General features: G+C 59.0%; 13 protein-coding genes and 3 pseudogenes. 2 read left to right on the top strand and 14 right to left on the bottom strand.

Features of this window, described 5'->3' with window-relative positions; all coding sequences use genetic code 11:
• Positions 1 to 153 precede the first annotated feature (153 nt).
• The 14 genes and pseudogenes from ACWGS8_RS33670 to ACWGS8_RS33605 all read right to left on the bottom strand — a co-directional run.
• Positions 154 to 1,056 (bottom strand): HpcH/HpaI aldolase/citrate lyase family protein, encoded by a 903-nt coding sequence (locus ACWGS8_RS33670; protein ID WP_454584963.1) that lies wholly within the window; start codon positions 1,054 to 1,056, stop codon positions 154 to 156.
• Positions 1,057 to 1,207: 151 nt separating this feature from the next.
• Positions 1,208 to 2,359, bottom strand: coding sequence for a CaiB/BaiF CoA transferase family protein (locus ACWGS8_RS33665; protein ID WP_454584962.1), 1,152 nt, complete (start codon positions 2,357 to 2,359; stop codon positions 1,208 to 1,210).
• Between the two features lie 18 nt (positions 2,360 to 2,377).
• Positions 2,378 to 3,631, bottom strand: coding sequence for a methylaspartate ammonia-lyase (locus tag ACWGS8_RS33660; protein WP_454584961.1), 1,254 nt, complete (start codon positions 3,629 to 3,631; stop codon positions 2,378 to 2,380).
• A 719-nt stretch (positions 3,632 to 4,350) separates the two neighbouring features.
• A pseudogene (locus tag ACWGS8_RS33655) lies at positions 4,351 to 4,542 on the bottom strand (IS110 family transposase); the annotation flags it as partial.
• A gap of 3 nt (positions 4,543 to 4,545) precedes the next feature.
• Positions 4,546 to 4,754 (bottom strand): annotated as a pseudogene (locus tag ACWGS8_RS33650) (IS110 family transposase); the annotation flags it as partial.
• A gap of 520 nt (positions 4,755 to 5,274) precedes the next feature.
• Positions 5,275 to 6,678: a CapA family protein gene (locus ACWGS8_RS33645; RefSeq protein WP_454584960.1), complete on the bottom strand. Its 1,404-nt coding sequence runs from the start codon at positions 6,676 to 6,678 to the stop codon at positions 5,275 to 5,277.
• Positions 6,679 to 6,784: 106 nt separating this feature from the next.
• The gene (locus tag ACWGS8_RS33640; RefSeq protein WP_454584959.1) at positions 6,785 to 7,804 is read right to left on the bottom strand and encodes an ABC transporter ATP-binding protein; all 1,020 of its coding nucleotides are present in this window, start codon (positions 7,802 to 7,804) and stop codon (positions 6,785 to 6,787) included.
• Complete coding sequence (locus tag ACWGS8_RS33635; protein WP_454584971.1) at positions 7,801 to 8,802, bottom strand: ABC transporter ATP-binding protein; 1,002 nt, start codon at positions 8,800 to 8,802, stop codon at positions 7,801 to 7,803. Before ACWGS8_RS33635 ends, ACWGS8_RS33640 begins: the two co-directional genes overlap by 4 nt.
• 7 nt (positions 8,803 to 8,809) lie before the next feature.
• Entirely contained in the window at positions 8,810 to 9,691 is an 882-nt protein-coding gene (locus ACWGS8_RS33630) for an ABC transporter permease (protein WP_454584958.1), read from the bottom strand.
• Between the two features lies 1 nt (position 9,692).
• Positions 9,693 to 10,634 (bottom strand): ABC transporter permease, encoded by a 942-nt coding sequence (locus ACWGS8_RS33625; RefSeq protein WP_454584957.1) that lies wholly within the window; start codon positions 10,632 to 10,634, stop codon positions 9,693 to 9,695.
• A 6-nt stretch (positions 10,635 to 10,640) separates the two neighbouring features.
• Positions 10,641 to 12,239 (bottom strand): ABC transporter substrate-binding protein, encoded by a 1,599-nt coding sequence (locus ACWGS8_RS33620; RefSeq protein ID WP_454584956.1) that lies wholly within the window; start codon positions 12,237 to 12,239, stop codon positions 10,641 to 10,643.
• A gap of 700 nt (positions 12,240 to 12,939) precedes the next feature.
• Positions 12,940 to 13,113: a M20/M25/M40 family metallo-hydrolase gene (locus tag ACWGS8_RS33615; RefSeq protein ID WP_454584970.1), complete on the bottom strand. Its 174-nt coding sequence runs from the start codon at positions 13,111 to 13,113 to the stop codon at positions 12,940 to 12,942.
• A gap of 640 nt (positions 13,114 to 13,753) precedes the next feature.
• On the bottom strand, positions 13,754 to 14,983 hold the full coding sequence (locus ACWGS8_RS33610) for an ATP-grasp domain-containing protein (protein WP_454584955.1): 1,230 nt from the start codon (positions 14,981 to 14,983) through the stop codon (positions 13,754 to 13,756).
• Positions 14,984 to 15,632: 649 nt separating this feature from the next.
• A pseudogene (locus ACWGS8_RS33605) lies at positions 15,633 to 15,994 on the bottom strand (IS110 family transposase); the annotation flags it as partial.
• 194 nt (positions 15,995 to 16,188) lie between these two features.
• Between ACWGS8_RS33605 and istA the strand changes: the two are divergent.
• Both istA and istB read left to right on the top strand, forming a co-directional pair.
• On the top strand, positions 16,189 to 17,634 hold the full coding sequence (gene istA, locus ACWGS8_RS33600; protein ID WP_454584954.1) for an IS21 family transposase: 1,446 nt from the start codon (positions 16,189 to 16,191) through the stop codon (positions 17,632 to 17,634).
• 14 nt (positions 17,635 to 17,648) lie between these two features.
• Positions 17,649 to 18,404: an IS21-like element helper ATPase IstB gene (istB, locus tag ACWGS8_RS33595; protein WP_454584953.1), complete on the top strand. Its 756-nt coding sequence runs from the start codon at positions 17,649 to 17,651 to the stop codon at positions 18,402 to 18,404.
• Positions 18,405 to 18,429: the final 25 nt, after the last annotated feature.

The raw sequence follows: 18,429 nt of genomic DNA, 5'->3' as shown, positions 1-18,429 counted from the left end.
AGGGTGGACTCCAACTATGTAATCTATCTCGAAATGCGATGGCGCGACAGCAATAATTGTGCCACTGCAGAGACCCTCGGGCGGGCAATTGGACCGCGTGGTCTCGTGTCATCCCGTCCGGGCTCCTGAGTTGCTAAGGACACACACGCCCAGCTAGGCTTTCTGGCCTATGGCGATGATTTCAAGGGCCCTTCGAACGACCGGTGCATCGATCATCTTGCCGTCCAAGGCGAAAGCACCTGTGCCCTGCGCGGCGGCATCGTTTTCTGCCGCGACGACACGATGGGCCCACTCTAGTTCCTGTGCGCTTGGCGAAAAGGCCTCATTGAATATGGAAACCTGTGTAGGATGGATCGCCAAGGCTCCGGCAAAGCCAAGCCGCCGCGCATGCACCGCGGCTTCATGAAGCTTACGGGCGTCCGAGAACTCGCCCATACTTCCTATGAAGCCCAGCGGGAGCAAACCGGCCGCGCGGGCCGCAAACAGAACGGAAAGGTTCGGCGCCAGGAGAAGGTCGAACTCCGGGACCCCGCCAACCGCGGCACTGAAGTCTTCGGGACCAAGCGCCATTGCGACCATCCTGGGATGTGCCAACGCAATCGCCGGGAGCCTTTGCAAGGCGCCCGGGGTCTCGATCTGGGCAAGGAACCGGATGCGTCCCAGCGGAAGACTTCTTTCCCGTTCAAGTTCTGAAACTGCATTGGCGATCTCTAGTACCCACTCTGCCGAATCCGTCTTCGGAAGAACAAGCGCGTCAACACCCGCTATCACTGCTGCATCAAGATCGGCCGCCAAAGCGCGCAAACCATGATTAACGCGGACCAAAACAGATGCGCCTTTCCGGCTCACCTTGGCCACGCATTCAGGAAGCTGCCGCCGTGCTTCTCCCTTCTGATCCTGGGGAACGGAATCCTCGAGGTCGAGTATGACGCCATCCGCACCCCGCTCATGGGCCGTCTCCACAAAGCGCGGTACGTGAGTGGGTACGAAGAGCAGGGATCTCCAACGTGGTACAGACATCGCGGTTTCAACTGACGGAAGGGGGTCCGCGATCATGGAGTCACCTCTGCAATCAATCTTAGCGAGCCTGACGGCGGTGGGCTTGTTGGACGGCGGTGGGCTGGTTGGATGGCCGACGCGCTGAGATGATCCGAGGTACACAGGCTTTTCGCAAACGCAAGCGCACTCGCCATACTCAGACGCGCGCTCACGCTGACGCGGCTCTGTCGCGCAAAAGCCCCAGAACCTCCTCGCGGACAGCCTCAGTATGAGCGCCAAGAGCCGGAACTGGGCGGAGCGAGGGCTGCTCATAATTGAAAATTGCCGCCGGCGCGATCGTCTCGACGCTTCCTTCAGGCGTGCCAATCTCGACTCTACGGACATGTGGATGTTTTGAAACATCCGCCACTTCGCTCAGTCGGCCATATGCCAGTCCGGCCGCCTCAAGCTCCTGCATTGCTACCTGGCAGGATAGTTCAGAGAACCGCCGTTCAATGATCTTATCAAGTTGCGCACGGTGACTCAGGCGCTCCATATTATCGGCAAAACCAAGTGCGCGTGTAAGTTCCGGCTGCTTGAGGAACTTCTCGCAAAAACTCACCCATTCGCGGTCATTCTGAACCGAAAAGATGACGTCCTTCCCATCGGCACAACGATAGGCGCCATATGGCGCCAGAGACGGGTGTTTCACACCGGCGCGTTCCGTGTGGTAGTCGCTATAGTCGTTTTGCAGAACCGGAACATTCATCCAGTCAGCGACAGCATCGAACAGTGATACCTGAATGCTGGTCCCTTCGCCGGTGACCTCGCGGTGATACATCGCCTGAAGAATGGCGCTGTGCGCTGTCATGCCCGCTGAGATGTCACAGACCGAGACCCCGACACGCGCGGGCCCTAGTTGGTTGCCGGTGATCGCACATAGACCTGTTTCGGCCTGGACGATGAGATCATAGGCCTTCAAGTGTGAATAAGGCCCTTTGTCGCCGAAACCCGAGATGTCACAGGTTATCAGGCGCGGAAATCGGCGACGCAGGTCAGCAGACCCGAAGCCTAGTTTTTCGATGCTGCCCGGCTTCAGATTCTGGATAAAGACGTCAGCAGCGGCAATGAGCGTGTCGAGGACCTCGCGGTCCGCCTCCAACCTCAGGTCCAGACACACCGATTCCTTACCCCGATTAAGCCAGACGAAGTAAGCACTCTGCCCTCGGACCAACTTGTCATAGCCTCGGGCAAAGTCCCCTTCGGGCCGTTCGATCTTGATCACCCGGGCGCCTGCATCGGCAAGGCGAGACGATGCATACGGTGCAGCAACGGCCTGCTCCACGGCAACGACGGTGATTCCCTCAAGGCAGTTCTGCATGGCAATACACCGCCCTATTCATTCAACATTTTCGTTTTGAGCCCGACGACGGTTCAGCATCGCCAGCAACCGGTTCTGCTCGTTCCCGACGATGGAATATGCCTCGTCGACACCCATTCCGGGCTTCGCAAGCATCATGTCGGCCTGGGTTGCCACCGATACGTGGACAGAAGCCTGGGCGGAGAGATCTGTCTCGGTACAGCTTCCCCCGACATAGGCCCCTACCCCATTCTGCTTGCAGATGAGAACGGCGCGCGCCGTATCGGCAATTGAGCCGACATCGGGTGTCTTGATCTGGACCAAATGCGTCGCTTTGGCTTCGACAAAGAGCCGAATGTCCTCAAGCGTATTGCATCTCTCATCCACGACAATGCGTGCGCTGGAACCCCGGTTGTCCAAAATCGACACGATCTTGGCGTAGTTCTCAATTTGAGCTCGCGTAGAACCAAAGTCCGCCGGGGACTCGATGTTGATCGTAAAACCCGGAACGGTATCTGCAACCTTGCAGATAAAATCGGCAATGCTTTGCGGCTCCAGGCCGATTTCCTGGCCGATCCAGCCGTACACATCGAAATGAAGAACCGGATGATACCCCGGGCGGCCGAGTTGGCGCGTGCGCGTTGCAACCCACTTGACGAAGTCAAGGAAAGTCTGGCCGCCTTGGCCGAATTTCTGCCGTGAATTGATCAGGCCATGGGGAAGCACATCCACCGCCTTCAGGATCATCTTGTCGACATTGATTTCGCGGGCATCGCCGCTCTGGCAGTAAATCGCGACCCTGCGCGTTGGCAGCGGTAGATCAAATTCACTGCATATGATCTCCGCCATCGTCATACGTTGAAGATGAGCCGCGGCGCGAAGGAGCGCCTGGCTCACGCCATACTCAATCGCGAGAGGTAATCGCCTGTGCTCGAAGGGCTCGAAGACCTTCGCGCAGGCGTCAAGATAGCGAGAGGCATTGACATCGAGAAGCCGCGGCACCACCACCCGCGACGTAAAATCCGAGATTTGAGCGGTCTCAAACACAGGATCGCGCCCGCCAGCACCAGAGTACTGCACGTTCATCATGTCGCCCCAAACGACAGTGTCGTCGGCAAGGACAAGCCCGACACTCAGCGAAGATGCCGGAACGCGAATGGATTCGAAGTTGGGCGTGACGGGTTCGCCAACATAGACAAAACCGTCCTGCGAGGCACCGCCTCTTATGGCTGACTGATCATCGTAGAAAAACGCGCCGTTTCCTGGCGCGAGGAGCACGTCTTTGATCTGCACTTCAGTTCGCTCGATTTCTGTCGGACGGCGTTGACGGGCGGATGCAGTTCGATCCGCTACCCGCCAAGTATGTGCCACTTGGCATTAGGTCCGCCAATATAATGTTCCGGACAGTGCTATCGCGTTTTGAGATGACGGAAACCACGGATCATGAAGCTCGACCGACGTGAGCCCACTCTCTCATTATGATCGATGTGATGGCTTCGGGTTGGGCGATGAGCTTCTGCCAAGCCTCGCAGGCGGTGTCGATGATGGCGTCGTGCGATCGAAGACGCGATTGGAGAGCCAGTTGGCGCCAGGATCTTGCCATACGTTTTCGACACGTGAGTTACGGGGCTCGCGATGGCAGGAGCACACTGGCGTGATATTTTTCGGCACCTTCAGCTTGGCGGTCGTGTGCCAGCCTGCCCGGCCGAGCAGCAGCGCGGCGTGCACGCCCGCGCGCCACATGGCGGCTGACCTCGTCAAGATGAAGCTGCAGTCGGCAAACGGCATCGCCATGGCTGCTCCCTTGCCGCGCGCAGGCCCCCGGCTGGCACGCCGATTGACGAGAATGCTGGTTGGCTCGATACATGAATGGCGATGCCGTGCGTGGGCAGGAACCAATGGAGCCAGAAACTCTCACGCCGGCGTAGCGCCTGTCCGGTCCAAGACACGGTTTGCAATGATGACAGGTGGGACAGGAGAGCGGCCGTGTCGCCAGCGCCGATCTTGTGAAACCGCGGGTTCTCACCGGATTTTAGCATCGCATTCATGATGACAGCGAGCCTGCGGGCGACAGCGACAGCTGCCCGCTTGAAGCCGATGTTCTCACGCAGCTTCAGCCCCCATGTGCGCAGACTGCCGTCAGCCCGGCTGCGCGTCAGGATCACGACTGCGGCCTCATAGAGAAGCCCTCTCAGATGAGGATCCCGTCCTTCGGCGCTCAAGGCATGATAGAACCACACCGACGAGGGTCCGGTCTCGAACACCACCCGCTTGGCCGCCGGCACCCGCTTGCGGAGAACGTCCGCGACCAAACTCGGATCAGAGGACATTTGCCGCGCCAGATCCTTTTGCCGCCACGCCGCGCAGAAATCGCCGTCTCTTTCGACGGCACGTCGAGACCGATATATTCGCTCATGGTTGTTCTCCGTTCGATGCTTGGGCCCGGCCAGTCGTGAGCCCGTACTTCCATCCTATCGGGGAACAACCACCCGCTCTTCAATATGTGACCGCTTCGGCGACTCGCTCCGCGATTACCCCATGTCTCAGGACTGGCGCACGAACGACGGACATCGAAATGCGCAGGCGATTGTCAGAAGTGCTTCCAGGAGCACTTCTCCAATCGTAGGAAGCCCGAGCGCGGCATCTTCGGCAGATCTTGCCTCAACACCAATGCTGATCAATCCCACCATCCGGTGGTGCCGGAGAATCGTCTGGTGGCACGGTCGCTGGAGCGCGGCTGGGAAGAGAAGCTGGGCGCTGCCGGGGCGATCGAACGGGATTACGAACGATGACGGTCCGACGAGCCCTGGCTTGAGGGAGTCCGACCGCCAAGCGTTTCAAAGGCTGGGGGAAGACCTGCCCGGCATCTGGCACGCCCCTTCCACGACATCGGCCGAGCGAAGATGCGTTTAGAATACCGCAGCCCAGCCGAATGATCACGACGACGTTGGACTCAACCTGATCAGTCCAACATCGTTCTCGATTGCGATCTCGGTCCCAAACGGCTCCGAGAGCTCCTGTAGGCGCTCCAGAATAGCTTTGGCTTGAGCTGCTGGGGCGAGCTGCGGGATGCCCCGGTTGGCAAACCTTTTTGAGAAACCGAGCTCGATCGGATATAGCCGCAATTCGGCAAGCTGGTTCTGTTCGAAGCGGCTGACGGTGACGATGCTCTCATAGTATACCGGGGCGGAGAGCGCTCCACAGAACAGCCCTTCTCCGATCGGGTAACCTTTCGCCTCCTCGTCAACTGTGACCTCGGCATCCGTGTCGACCCGTGGGTCCTTTCCGTAAGCCTCGAACATGTCGGCGCCGGCGGGCGTCCGGAGGTCGTCGTAGAAGAAATTCCCCAAGCTGTAAAATATGGGCCGGCCCTGGTAGATCTCGATGCCTCGCAACAGATGCGGTCCGTGTCCGACGTATGCATCCGCACCGGCATCAATCATTCGATGCGCAAACGACTGCTCGTAGTCAGCGGGCTGCTGGCTCCAGCCCCCGGGCTCGTGAGCGTGGTTCGCCACAATGCAGAAGTCGGAAAACTGCTTGCCGCGGCGAACGTTTCGTAAAATGCCGGCGACGTCACGCGAGTCTGCTGTGTAACTGTAGCCGGCCTTGTTGCCTGTCTTATATGTCGCCCCACCGACGATGACCCGCCTCGGATCCGTTTCACAGGCCTTGTAGCCTGGCAACGCATCACGTACCCGCCTCAAACTCTCAAGCATCTCCGGCGGCACGACGATGCTTTGGGCCAAACGAAGGGCATTGAGCCCTGGTCTGCCTGGAGCCTCGCCAGCGGGTTCGCACGCTCGAGACATAGGCGCAAACGTTGTAGCCAATGAAACCAATGCTGCGCGACCGCGTGTGGTTTCCAAAAAGCGTGCGGCGCCAGCTTGTCCGAGATTCTCGCCCGCACCTGCATGGACGATACCACTCTCATCCAGCACCCGGCTCGTCTCGCGCATGCCTTCAAGACCCCAGTCGAGCGTGTGGTTGTTCGCGCGCCCGACGAGGTTGAACCCCATCGCCTTCAAATCAGGTCCCAGTTCCGGCACGCTGATGTGATACGCACCACCGTGCTCAGCCGCCGGACTTCCTTTAAACGATCGGATATCGAAGATGAGGGTTTCCATGTTACCGAACGTGACATCGGCATCACAAAGAATCTTGACAATGTCGCCGAAGCCGGGATGTTCGTATCTTGTTACCGGTCGCGATACGATGAGATCGCCGACTGCTACCATCGTGAAGCCGTCCGCGACGTTCGTGGCAATCGAACCGACCGTATCATAGTTGGTTCCCTGCTGCCCCAGGTGAGAACCGATCTGGCGTGTATATTCTTCCATAGTTCTTCTCTCTTCTTTTCGATGCATTTGGAATATGCTCTGTGGAATAGTGTCAGCGGTGTACTCGAGATGCTCGAGCGGAAAGAGTTTCTGACATAGACTCAGGTTAGAGCCGATAATCGCGCGCTACAGCCGGGTGGGCCGAGATGTCTGTGGCGGGAGCGCGCACATGGCATGCCACGACGCGCCCGTCTGTCATCGGGACCAAAGGTGGCACTTCGATGCGGCAGCGCTCGACCGCGAGCGGGCAGCGCGGATGGAACGCGCATCCAGTCGGCGGATTGATGGGACTTGGTACCTCACCCTCGACGGGCGCCTCTAGCCGAACTCGCGTGGGATCTGGCACCGGAGCGGCCGCGATCAGCGCCTCGGTATAGGGGTGGATCGGCTTGGCGAAGAGCGCTTCGCTCGGGGCTAGTTCCACGATTCGCCCCAGGTACATGACGGCAACGCGATGCGCGATATGCTCCACGACGCCGAGGTCATGCGAGATGAAAACGAAGGCGATGCCCATCTGCTGCTGTAGATCCAGAAGCAGATTTAAGATCTGCGCCTGCACGGAGACGTCGAGGGCAGACACCGCCTCGTCGGCGATGATGAGTGAGGGCTTGAGCGAGAGCGCGCGTGCAATGCCGAGCCGCTGGCGCTGACCGCCCGACAATTCGGAAGGGAGCCTGTTCATCATCTCAGGCGCCATTCCGACTTTTCGGAGAAGGTCCGCGGCGAGTGCCTGGCGCTGCCTCCGGCTGAGTCGCTCAAAGTTCTCGACAGGCTCAGTAATGATCTGTCCAGCCGTGAGGCGCGGATTTAGCGACGAGTAAGGATCCTGAAAGACCATCTGCATCCGACGGCGCCAGGCGCGAAGCGCGTCCTTCTTGAGGCCCGCAATATCGGTCCCATCTATCAGCACCCGCCCGCCCGTCGGCTCTACGAGCCGCATCAAGAGCCGCGCGACGGTGGACTTGCCACAACCGGATTCCCCAACGATGCAGAGCGTCTCGCCTACCTCGATGGAAAAGGATACATCCTCCACCGCCCGGATCACCGGAATGCTTTTCTTGAAGATTCCCGCGCCGAGAGGATAATGCTTGGTCAGATTTTCGACTTTCAGCAAAGGACCACTCATGCGCCCATCACCTCTTCGGAGCGCCAGCAAGCCGCGGCGTGGCTCGACCCGACATCCCGCAGGACGGGCGTGTTCTCGCGGCAAATATCGATCGCGAACGGGCAGCGAGGCGCGAAGCTGCAGCCCACAATGGGCTCGCGCAGACTTGGCACGATCCCGGGGATTTCCGGAAGGCGGCGCTGTCGGCCGCGCCGCCGGTCAGGGACTGAGCGCATGAGGCCCTGAGTGTAGGGGTGCGCCGGACGCGCAAACAGATCTAACACGTTCGCTTGTTCTACGATCCGGCCAGCATACATGACAATCACGCGTTGGCATGTCTCGGCTACAACACCCAGATCGTGCGTGATGAACATGACGGCTGTTCCCGTGCGCTCTTTCAGATCGACGATGAGCCGCAAGATCTGTGCCTGGATAGTGACGTCGAGGGCCGTCGTCGGCTCGTCAGCGATCAACAGCTCCGGTGAGCAGGCAAGAGCCATGGCAATCATAGCGCGCTGGCGCATGCCGCCCGACAGTTCGTGGGGGTAGTTGTTGACGCGGCGCTCGGGGTCCGCGATTCGCACGAGGCGAAGCATCTCTTCGGCCTTCACCCTGGCAACGGAACGGGACGCTTTCGTGTGGATCTGCACCGCTTCGGCGATCTGGCTGCCGACCGTATAGACCGGATTCAGGCTGTTCATCGGCTCTTGGAAGATCATGGCGATCTGGTCACCGCGGATCTTTCGCATCTCCCTATCGGACAGCTCAAGCAGGTCGCGCCCGTGAAAGCGCACCTCGCCGCCGACCGTCCTGGCGGACAGCTTCGGGAGGAGGCGAAGGATGGAGAGAGCGGTAACGCTCTTTCCGCACCCAGATTCGCCGACGACGCCGAGCGTCTCGCCTTTCTTCACCTGGAAGCTGATGCCGCCCAAGGCGCGGGTGACGCTTTCCTCGCCGTAAAAGTGCGTCTCAAGGTCGCGAACATCGAGAAGCACATCATCCTCCGCAGATTCTCGCATCAGCATGTCAGCGTCTCTGCTTTGAGCAGGGATCGAACATGTCGCGCAGGCCATCGCCAAGCAGGTTGACGGCAAGGACTGTGACGGCAAGGCAGATACCGGGGGCGAAGATCGTCAATGGGGCGATGGCGAGATACAGGCGCGAACTGGCAATCATGTTGCCCCAGCTCGGAATCTCGGGCGGCACGCCCACGCCGAGGAAACTCAGTCCTGCCTCCGTCAGGATCGCGCTAGCGCAGACAGTGGCGCCCTGGACCATGACTGCCGGAATGGTGCTCGGCAGGATATGTCGCCACAGCACCTTTGGCACCCGCGCGCCGCCGCAGAGTGCGGCTTCCACATAGGGAAGCCCACGCACACTTAGAACCACTGAACGAACCAGTCGCGCGACGGCTGGCGTTTCCGGAATCGCGATGGCAACGATGAGAATGCCGATGCCAGGGCCGGTCAAGGAAATAAGCGCAATGGCCAGCAGAATCGTCGGGATAGACATCAGGCCGTCCATGACCCGCATAACGACGTTGTCGAAGCCGCGGTTGTAGCCGGCGATGATGCCAATCAGGAGCCCGCCTAAAGCTGCACATGCCGCCGACAGCAATCCGACCATCAGGGATATCCGGGCCCCAAAGATCGTTCGCGCAAACACGTCCCGCCCCAGATTGTCGCTCCCGAACCACATCTCGGCGGAAAGCGGCTGAAGGCGCTTGAATGGATCCATGGTCACCGGATCGCCGGCGTAAAGCGGGGCGGCCAAGGCCAGAACGATTAGGAGCCCCAGGAGGCCACCACCGATCAAGACCAGCGGGTGCCGTCTTGCGAGTCGGGGAAGATCGGATAAATGCAGCTGACCCATCGGCACGGCTTCAACTGGTGCGGAGAGGAGGGTCATATCAGTACTGGATGCGGGGATCGATCAGCGTGTAAGCCAGATCGACTGCGAGATTGATAAGGACGTACAGACCCGAAGTCAGGATGAGCGCGCTCTGGATTATGGGATAGTCGCGATTGTTGATCGCATCAACGACCAGACGACCGATACCGGGTATGTTGAACACGGTTTCCGTGAGCACGACTCCACCGATCAGATAGGCGAAGCTTATGCCGATGACGGTCAAGATCGGCACGCCGGCATTCTTCAAGGCATGGTGGAAAAGCATGGCATAGGATGAAGCGCCCTTGGCGGCGGCTGTTCGCATATAGTCTTCCGACAGGACCTCGAGCATGCTCGCTCGCGTGACCCGGGCGATGAATGCAATGAAGCCAAGACTTAAAGCCACGGTGGGAAGGATCAGGTGCACAAACCAAGGCCCGGGGCCACCATCGATCGACACATATCCCTGGACCGGAAGCCAGTGTGTCCTGATGGCGAAGAAGTATATGAGAAAATAGCCGACGACAAAGACCGGGACGGAATAGCCAAATGCCGAAAAGGCCGCGAGGAGGCGATCGACGAGCCCGCCAGTTCGCCACGCGGCAAGAATCCCGAAAGACACCCCAACCGACACCGACAGTATCATCGTCAGGATCGACAGCGAAAGGGTCGGCTCAAGCCGCTGCGAGATGAGCTCAAGAACCGGCCGTCCAGCAAAGATCGAGGTGCCGAAATCACCGCCCAGCATGTCGCGCACCCAATGCAAGAACTGAACCGGCATAGGATCGTTCAGTCCCAGCTGCTCGCGGATGCCGGCGATCATCTCCGCCGTGGCCTGCCTGCCGGCGATCATGGCCGCCGGATCGCCCGGTGCCAGTCTGAGAAGCAGGAACACGAAAACCCCAACCATCGCCATGACGGCAATGGCCGAGATCGATCTGCGAAGGATGTAGCCGGCCATTTCGCCTCAAGCCTTCTGCATGTTCCACATCGGGAGGATCGCCGGCATGCCGATCAGGCCGGTGAGTGCCTTGCGGCGCGCGATCGGCGAGACAACTTCACCCAGCAGAACGGTGCCTGCGAAATTCCAATATTCTTGTTGCATCTTGCGCGCCAGTGCCTTGCGCTCTTCAAGCGTATCGACGTTCGACCATTTGGCGCGAAGAGCCTCATATTCATCGCTCTTCGGCCAGCCGAACCAACCCTTCTCGCCATTCGCGCTTAGAGTAGGGTTACCGACTGGATCGCTACGTTCATAATCGGACTCGTTCGTGATGAATATGCTCCAGCCGCCGTTCTCAACGGGACCGTTGTTTGCCCGGCGCGCGACAAGGCCGCCCCAGTCGCTAGGGGCAAGCTCGGCATTGACCCCAATCTTTCGCAGTGTTGCCGCCAGAAGCTGCGAGCAATTGCTGGCCTCCGGCCAATCCGTGGATTGGAGGATGACGACCTTCTCCCCGGCGTAGCCGGCCTCCTTGAAGAGCTGCTTGGCTTTTTCCGGGTCACCACCCTTCTTGTACCACCCCGTATTTTCGTCGTTGGAATAAGGTGTATGGTTTCCAAATATCGAAGTGACGGCGCTAATGTATTCCGGAGGAAAACTGGTACGCATGAATGCCTCCTGATCGATCAGGTGGAGCATCGCTTGGCGCGCCTTGACGTTGTCGAACGGCTTCTGCAGACAGTTCATGCGCATGAAGTAAACACTGCCCGACTTGTTCAGAACCTGCAGTGCAAGGTTGGCGTCGCTCTCAATCGCTGAGTAAAGATCGGCAGGCGGCGCTGAGAGGAAATCGACCTCGCCCGACTGCAAGGCCGCAAAAGCAGTCTGCTGATCGGAAATATTGTCCCAGATGACACGATCGACGTTGACGACCTTCCCGCCGGCCAGCCCGTCGGCCGGTTCGTTGCGCGGAACGTATTTTTCATTGCGGTCGTAGGTGAAGTTCGAGCCCGGCTTGGCAAGAGCCTCGTTGAATTTGAAGGGCCCAGATCCGATATTCGCGGTTACCTGCTCTGTCGCAGGCCGGCTCGCGTCTTTCTGGCGCATAATGTATAGGCACGGCGGAGCAACTTTCGCCAGAATATCGATCAGAATCCCCAACGGCTCCTTTAGCGCGATGGTGAAGTTCTTGTCATCCTTCTTCGAGACATCCCTGGCTCGCTCCATAATCAGTTTTCCGCCGGGGTCCACTTGGGCCCAGCGACGGATCGAGGCCACGCAATCCGCCGCAGTGACGGGAGTGCCGTCGTGCCAGCCTAGACCATCGCGGAGCTCGAACGTATAGGTCTTCTTGTCGTCGGACCCCCCCCATCTCCCGATCATTTGCGGCTGTGGGGTCAACTTGGAATCAAGTGCAAAGAGCGTATCGTAAACCACCAGGCCATGGTTGGCAGTGATGGTTGCCGTCGTGACGACCGGGTCGAACACACTGAGGTCACCCATCACCATCCGGACCGTCCGCGCTGCGGATGGCGCTGCCTGTGCTCGCAGGACTGACGGGATCGATATAGCCGCTGCGGCGGCCAAACCTGCCTTGATCGTTTCGCGTCGTGAGATTGTCATGTTCCAATTCCCCTTCCTTAGGTTTAGTGGCGCTGTTGATCCACGTACCTACAATGATGGATGAGCACCGGACAGTCCGCGGCGACTAGGATCTTGCTGCCGCGCTGACTTTGGACCAGTTCCTGCGGTCTTGCGGCAGGTTCGGCCCTGTAGACGGACCTGGAGTCCACTGACTAGCACTACCTATCTATGTGCTATCTATGTGATCTCATTGATGACGGCCGTTACCTTTACGCTAGTCTCGGCGTAGGATGGTTATCATAAGCTTCAATGGGCACCTTTTCGGGCGCCGCACCTCGTCCGAGAGTCGCGACGAAGCCCGGCCGGCGACGAAATGGCACCCGACCGTGACAGCGAACGGAATTCGCCCTGCATGAAGCGCCAACAGTTACCAAAAAAGCTCATGTATCCTCCCGTTCTGTTTTTTGCCATTTGATCGTTTAGTCGATTTTCAAGTGCCGCAGAGCTTACGTCAAATTCAGTCTGTGTATCGCGGCCATCTAGTTCCGAGATGGACTCAGACCGGCGGAGGCGTAATTCCATCGGAGTATCCCAGGAGAATGTAGCGGTGAATGTGACGCCAGGCCTCTCGTATTTCCATCGGCAGCGTAGCCCCCCGGCACCCCGATGAGGACGATCAGAATCGTGCGAACTTGGCATCGGTCGCGATAGGACCGTCCAAATGTGAAACTCCCGACCTTCATGTCTGGCGAGTGCGTGCCAAAAACTGGGAAATACCGAAACGGTCCATGATTCCTCCCTGTACCATCCTTTGGCCGCCACGTCCGTTTTCTTCGGAGGGCTGAAAGATCAATGCCACGGAACCCTCGAACTCCCGCGGCAAGGTACTTCGCGGCGCTGTGCAGCATGCCATGTGACCGTCATGGCGGCATGCATGCATCTTGGAGGGCGGCACCGTGAAGGGGATGCCGCCCCCGGCACCTGCGATGACCAAGTTCTGTTGGACGGTACAACAATCGGCAGGGCGTCAATGTCCCGCCCGTAAATCCGATCGTCTGCCCGTCTCCACCTTTCCCTTGGATCACTGCGACAGTATCGGTTTTCAGCAGGGATGGACCCGTCCCTTCACAATTGATTCGTTCGAGGCGCATCAGGACGCCCGAGGTCGCCGATCAGCGTGTGCACGGCACGACCCGCGTGGCCTCCGACGGAGCGCTTTGCACAAGAAGCCGGCACGGTTCGCACGCTCGGCGGGGGCCGGTCCGTGTAGGCGCGGATTCTGAATCCCCTCATGGATCTCCATACAGATGGGCATCGCCTTCGTGTTCATCTCGCATGACCTTGGGTCATAGAGTATATCGGCGTGTTCGGGTTGCGGTCATGTCTTTGGGGGCGGATCGCGGAGCTCGGCCCGCGCGAGGCGCTCTTCGCCAAGTCGGAGATCCAACGCCTGCGAGCCAGATCACCCGCACTTACCCGGCTCATGCTCACGCGATCTCGCGATGAACTACTCTCCTATATTCCTTTTATCAGTCCGTGAGGCAAGGAGCTTCTTACTGTTCCCGTTCCCCAAGGGTCGAAAATGGTGTGATCGACCAGTCGATTGAGTCGATGGCACGCTGAAGTATCGCCTCGGTCCGAGCAAGGCTGGGTGAAGCGGCTATGACATGTCCGATCTTATCTCGGTAATCGCCGTGCCTACGGATCGCCGTCTCGGGTTCAACATAGAATTTGACCTCCGCGACACCTGAGATAGCAGCCGCCCGACTGACGCCATCGATCCAATCGAGAGTGCCATCGCAATCGGGAATTAGGTACCTCGCGGCCGCAGTGTGCGAATGCCTTTTGCGCAAATTCCATTCGTCGCCGATGACAAGCTTGATGTGCTCGGTGACGAGATCAACACCGTAAGCCAGCTGAACCATGTCAGCAACGGGCGAACCCGCAAGACGCGGATTGACTTCAATCACGACTGGGCCAAGCTTCGTCCACCGGAGTTCAATGTTCGTTGGCCCCCAGCCAAGGCCGAGAGCTGGCAAGCAGCTCAGCGAAACATCGGCGATACGTTTATACTCGTTATCAGTCAACCGGGCCGGATAGACGTGCCCACGACAGACGAAATTAGGTGGGCCGTAATCAGCGGCGGCGATGCCAATCACCTCATTTCCCATTATTTCGAGGTTATACTGGGGGCCTTGTGAGAATTCTTCGACCAGTACCCGCGGTGGGGACCGCCATCTATGCTCCCCGCCCAACAGATAGGTCGTATGTTCGGCTGCCTCTTCGACGTTGCGGCACAATCGGACACCGCTGCTGCCGATGCCGACGGCTGGTTTAAGGATCACCGGCAGGCCGATCTCCGCGGCAGAGCGTTCAACCTCCGTCGCATTCGCTGCCAAGCGATAAGCAGGTATTGGGACGCCGGCTCCCGCGAGGAGCTGACGTTGAACGAATTTGTCGCAGCATCGTTCAATCGATGCGGGGTTCGGTCCCGGCAAATCGAAATATCGGCAGATCTTGCCAGCTGTGGCATAGAACGACTCTGCGGAAGACGTAATGCCAGCAATGTCATTGGTAGCACGCAGCCGAGAACATTCGCGGATCAGCGCATCGAGATTGTCTGTATCGACACGGATCGCCTCAATGCTTTCCGCCCAAAGAGAGTTGTACTGAGCTGGATCAGCCGACAGCATAATTGGATCAAAACCAAGACGCTGGGCGGCTTGGACGTATAGCAGCATATTGCTTGTGCCCTCGATCAGGATGAGCGCTCTTCTTGCCACTGCCTATTGACTCCGACGTTGCGCCCTGTGGGGCGGTGGGGGTAAACGGCATTAGTTTCTCGGCCGATGACCTGAGACTTCGAAGTGAACATAGCATCGTCAGCAATTTTCGGTCGTTAAACTTCTGTAAATTGTGTTGAATGCCTCGCTGGCGAGTTGAACACCTGGATCTGCCGCCGTTCTGTAAGCGGCGTTGCCGCACAGCAACCGCCTGTTGATCACGCGAGGATGGATTGGGGCGCTAGTTTGCAAACAAGGATATTTGCAAACATGTCTTCCCTTGGTCGACCGATGCCCTTGATAGCTTGAGTCGTTGTCGTGCGACTATCGTGTCATCAACGTTCTGAATGACCCCCCTCTATTTTGGCCTGCGATCAAAGCCGAGAAGCTTCTAGTAAAGGGTAGCGTGACGACGATGAACACTGATCATCTCCCCGCCGCAGTGCTGCAACGTACGACTGTGCAAGTTCGGCAATCCACCCAAGGCCACTCGCATCGATGAGTAATCCGGCTAGCGCCATCGTCCACTGCTCGTCTTTTCGGCGGAGCGCCGGATCAGTTCTCTCGAATGTCGAACCGAGCTGCTCGGCTCGGGAGGGCCGCTTCATTGTCCTTCGAGTCCCCACATGCTCCGGAATCGTCGCGTCGCCATCAATGCCGCCTGGGTGTCGGCTATCTTGACCGGTACGAAGCGCATCGTCGGCCGGCTCATCGCCTCGCACAGCGCTTCGGCATCGGCCGCATCGTTCTTGCCGCGCTTGACGTACGTTTGACATATTGCGGAGGGATCAACTTCACTTCGTGCCCGAACGACTGCAGGAGACGCGCCCAGTGGTGCGCTCCGCCGCACGCTTCGATCGCTACCACCGTCAGCGACAGCTTCTCGAACAACGCTGCCACCTCCTCGCGCCGCAGCTTCTTGCGAAGCACCGGCTCCTCAGCCGCGTTTACGCCATCGAGTTGGAAGACGTGCTGTGACGTGTCGATGCCAATTCGAATAATTCGTTCCACGGACGGTCTCCTTTGCTTGAGATCTGCAACGACCTCATTCTGGCACATCGATGCAGTGCGGGGGCCGTCCACTGCAGATTCCGACGATTTACCGGACGGCATTCCGATTAAAAACCGGACAGTTTTGAAGCCTGGATAGTGCCTTTGGGTCAGCAACCTGGGCATGCATCTCCTCGCCCGTAGAGGAGCGATGCATGCCGAAGAGAAGAAGGCTGACAATGAGACAATTGAGACAACTGCTTCGACTAAGCGCGGACGGCATAAGCGTTCGCGACATTGCCACCATGCTTGGAATCGCCCGCAGTACGGTGCAGGACAACATAGAGCGAGCGAGTGCCGCCGGGCTTTCCTGGCCATTGCCTGCGAAGCTGACTGTTCTCGAACATCGGCTCTTCTCCCGTCAGGGCGTCAAACAAGGGATACGCCGACGCGCCGAGCCCGACTGGGGCGCGCTGACGGTCGAACTGAAGAAGCCGGGCGTGACGCTGTCGATCCTGTGGGAGGAGTATCGGGCCGTTCATCCTGAAGGTTACGCTTACAGCAGGTTCTGTGACCTGTTTAGAGGCTTCGAGCGGCGCCTGACGCCAACGATGCGCCAGAAGCATGTCGCCGGTGACAAGGTATTCGTCGACTATTCCGGTAAGAAGCTGCCGATCGTGGACCGCAAGACCGGCGAGATCCGCGAGGCCGAGATCTTTCTCGGGGTGCTCGGCGCATCGAGCTACGCCTTTGCCGAGGCGACCTGGAGCCAGACCTTGCCGGATTGGATTGGCTCGCATGTACGCATGTTCCGCTTCTTTGGCGGCGTGCCCCGCCTGATTGTTCCCGACAACCTGAAGTCTGGCGTGAACCGGTCGAGCTTCTACGATCCAGATATCAATCGCAGCTTCGGCATGATGGCTTCCCACTACGGTGTCCGGGTTCTGCCGGCGCGGCCGAGGCGACCGAAGGATAAAGCCAAGGTCGAAAGCGGCGTCCGTTTCGCTCAAAGCTGCATTCTCGGCCGGCTGCGAAACCATACTTTCTTTTCCCTGGACGAAGCTAATGCCGCAATCCGGGAGGCTGTCGAGCGGATCAACACCCACGTCATGCGCCGACTGGGCCAGTGCCGTCGCGACCTGTTCGAGACGATGGAACGTCCAGCGCTCGCCGTGCTGCCAGCCGAGGAATACGAGTTCGCCGAGTGGCGGCTGGCGCGTGTATCGACAGACTATCATGTCGAGTTCGAGCGCTATTTCTACTCCGTGCCGCACAGCCTCATTCGAGAGCAGGTGGATGTCCGAGCGACGAGCCGAACGATCGAGATCTTCTTCAAGGACAAACGCGTCGCTGCCCATCAGCGCCGCTATGGTGGGGACCGTTTCGGAACCGATCCGGACCACATGCCCAGTTCGCACCGCCGCTACGCGGAATGGTCGCCGAAGCACTTCCGGCGCTCATGCCTCGGCGTTCTCAAGCTCTACCAGGTGATCGACACGGCGCAGGCCGAAGCCGTTTCGGCGGGTGCGCTCGAGATCGGCGGCCTGAACAGCAAAAGCATCAGCGCCCTCATCAAAACCTACAAAGCGTCCAGGCATACCGCCGAACCTGCCGCCGTCGGCGCGCACGCCAATCTTCGTGGCCCCGGCTACTTTCACTAAGGAAACAATCAACGATGCTGACCAACCCTACCATCGACATGCTGCGCGACCTCGGTCTTTCCGACATGGCCAGCGCGTTCCGGGAACTGGAGATGCAACCGGAGGCAAGAGCCCTCGAGCACGGCGAATGGCTTGCCCTCCTGCTCGAACGGGAGGCGACAACGCGCCGTCAGAAGCGCTTCGAGGCCAGAGCGCGAGCCGCCAGACTACGTCATGACGCCCAGCTCGAGAACGCCGATTTCCGTGCAACTCGCGGTCTCGATCGCAATCTCTTCATGAAGCTGGGGACATGCGACTGGATCAGACAGCGCCATAGCCTGCTCCTGATCGGACCGGCCGGCCTCGGAAAGAGCTGGCTGGCCTGCGCGCTCGGCCACAAGGCATGCCGCGAGGACCTTTCGGTCGCATACCACCGTGTGCCGCGCCTCTTCGCTACACTCGCCCTTGCCCGCGGAGACGGCCGTTACGCGAAGCTGCTCAAGAGCCTGGCCAAAATCGATTTGCCTATTTTAGACGATTGGGGGCCTGAGAAGCTCAACGACGAACAACGCCGCGATCTCCTGGAAATCGTCGAGGATCGCTACGAGAAGCGTTCCACCATCGTCACAAGTCAAATTCCCGTGGATCACTGGTACGACATGATCGGCAATCCGACCATCGCCGACGCCGTTCTCGACCGCCTTGTTCATAACGCCTACCGCATCGAACTTTCCGGTGAAAGCATGCGCAAACACAAGGTCCTGCCAGTCCCAGACGCAACTCCTGCTTGACCGGAAACGACTTCGTCGACAAATA

It is taken from the genome of Mesorhizobium sp. 43Arga (assembly GCF_053714255.1).
Note: the sequence above shows the minus strand (reverse complement) of the source record. Positions and strands in the feature narration are given on the sequence as shown.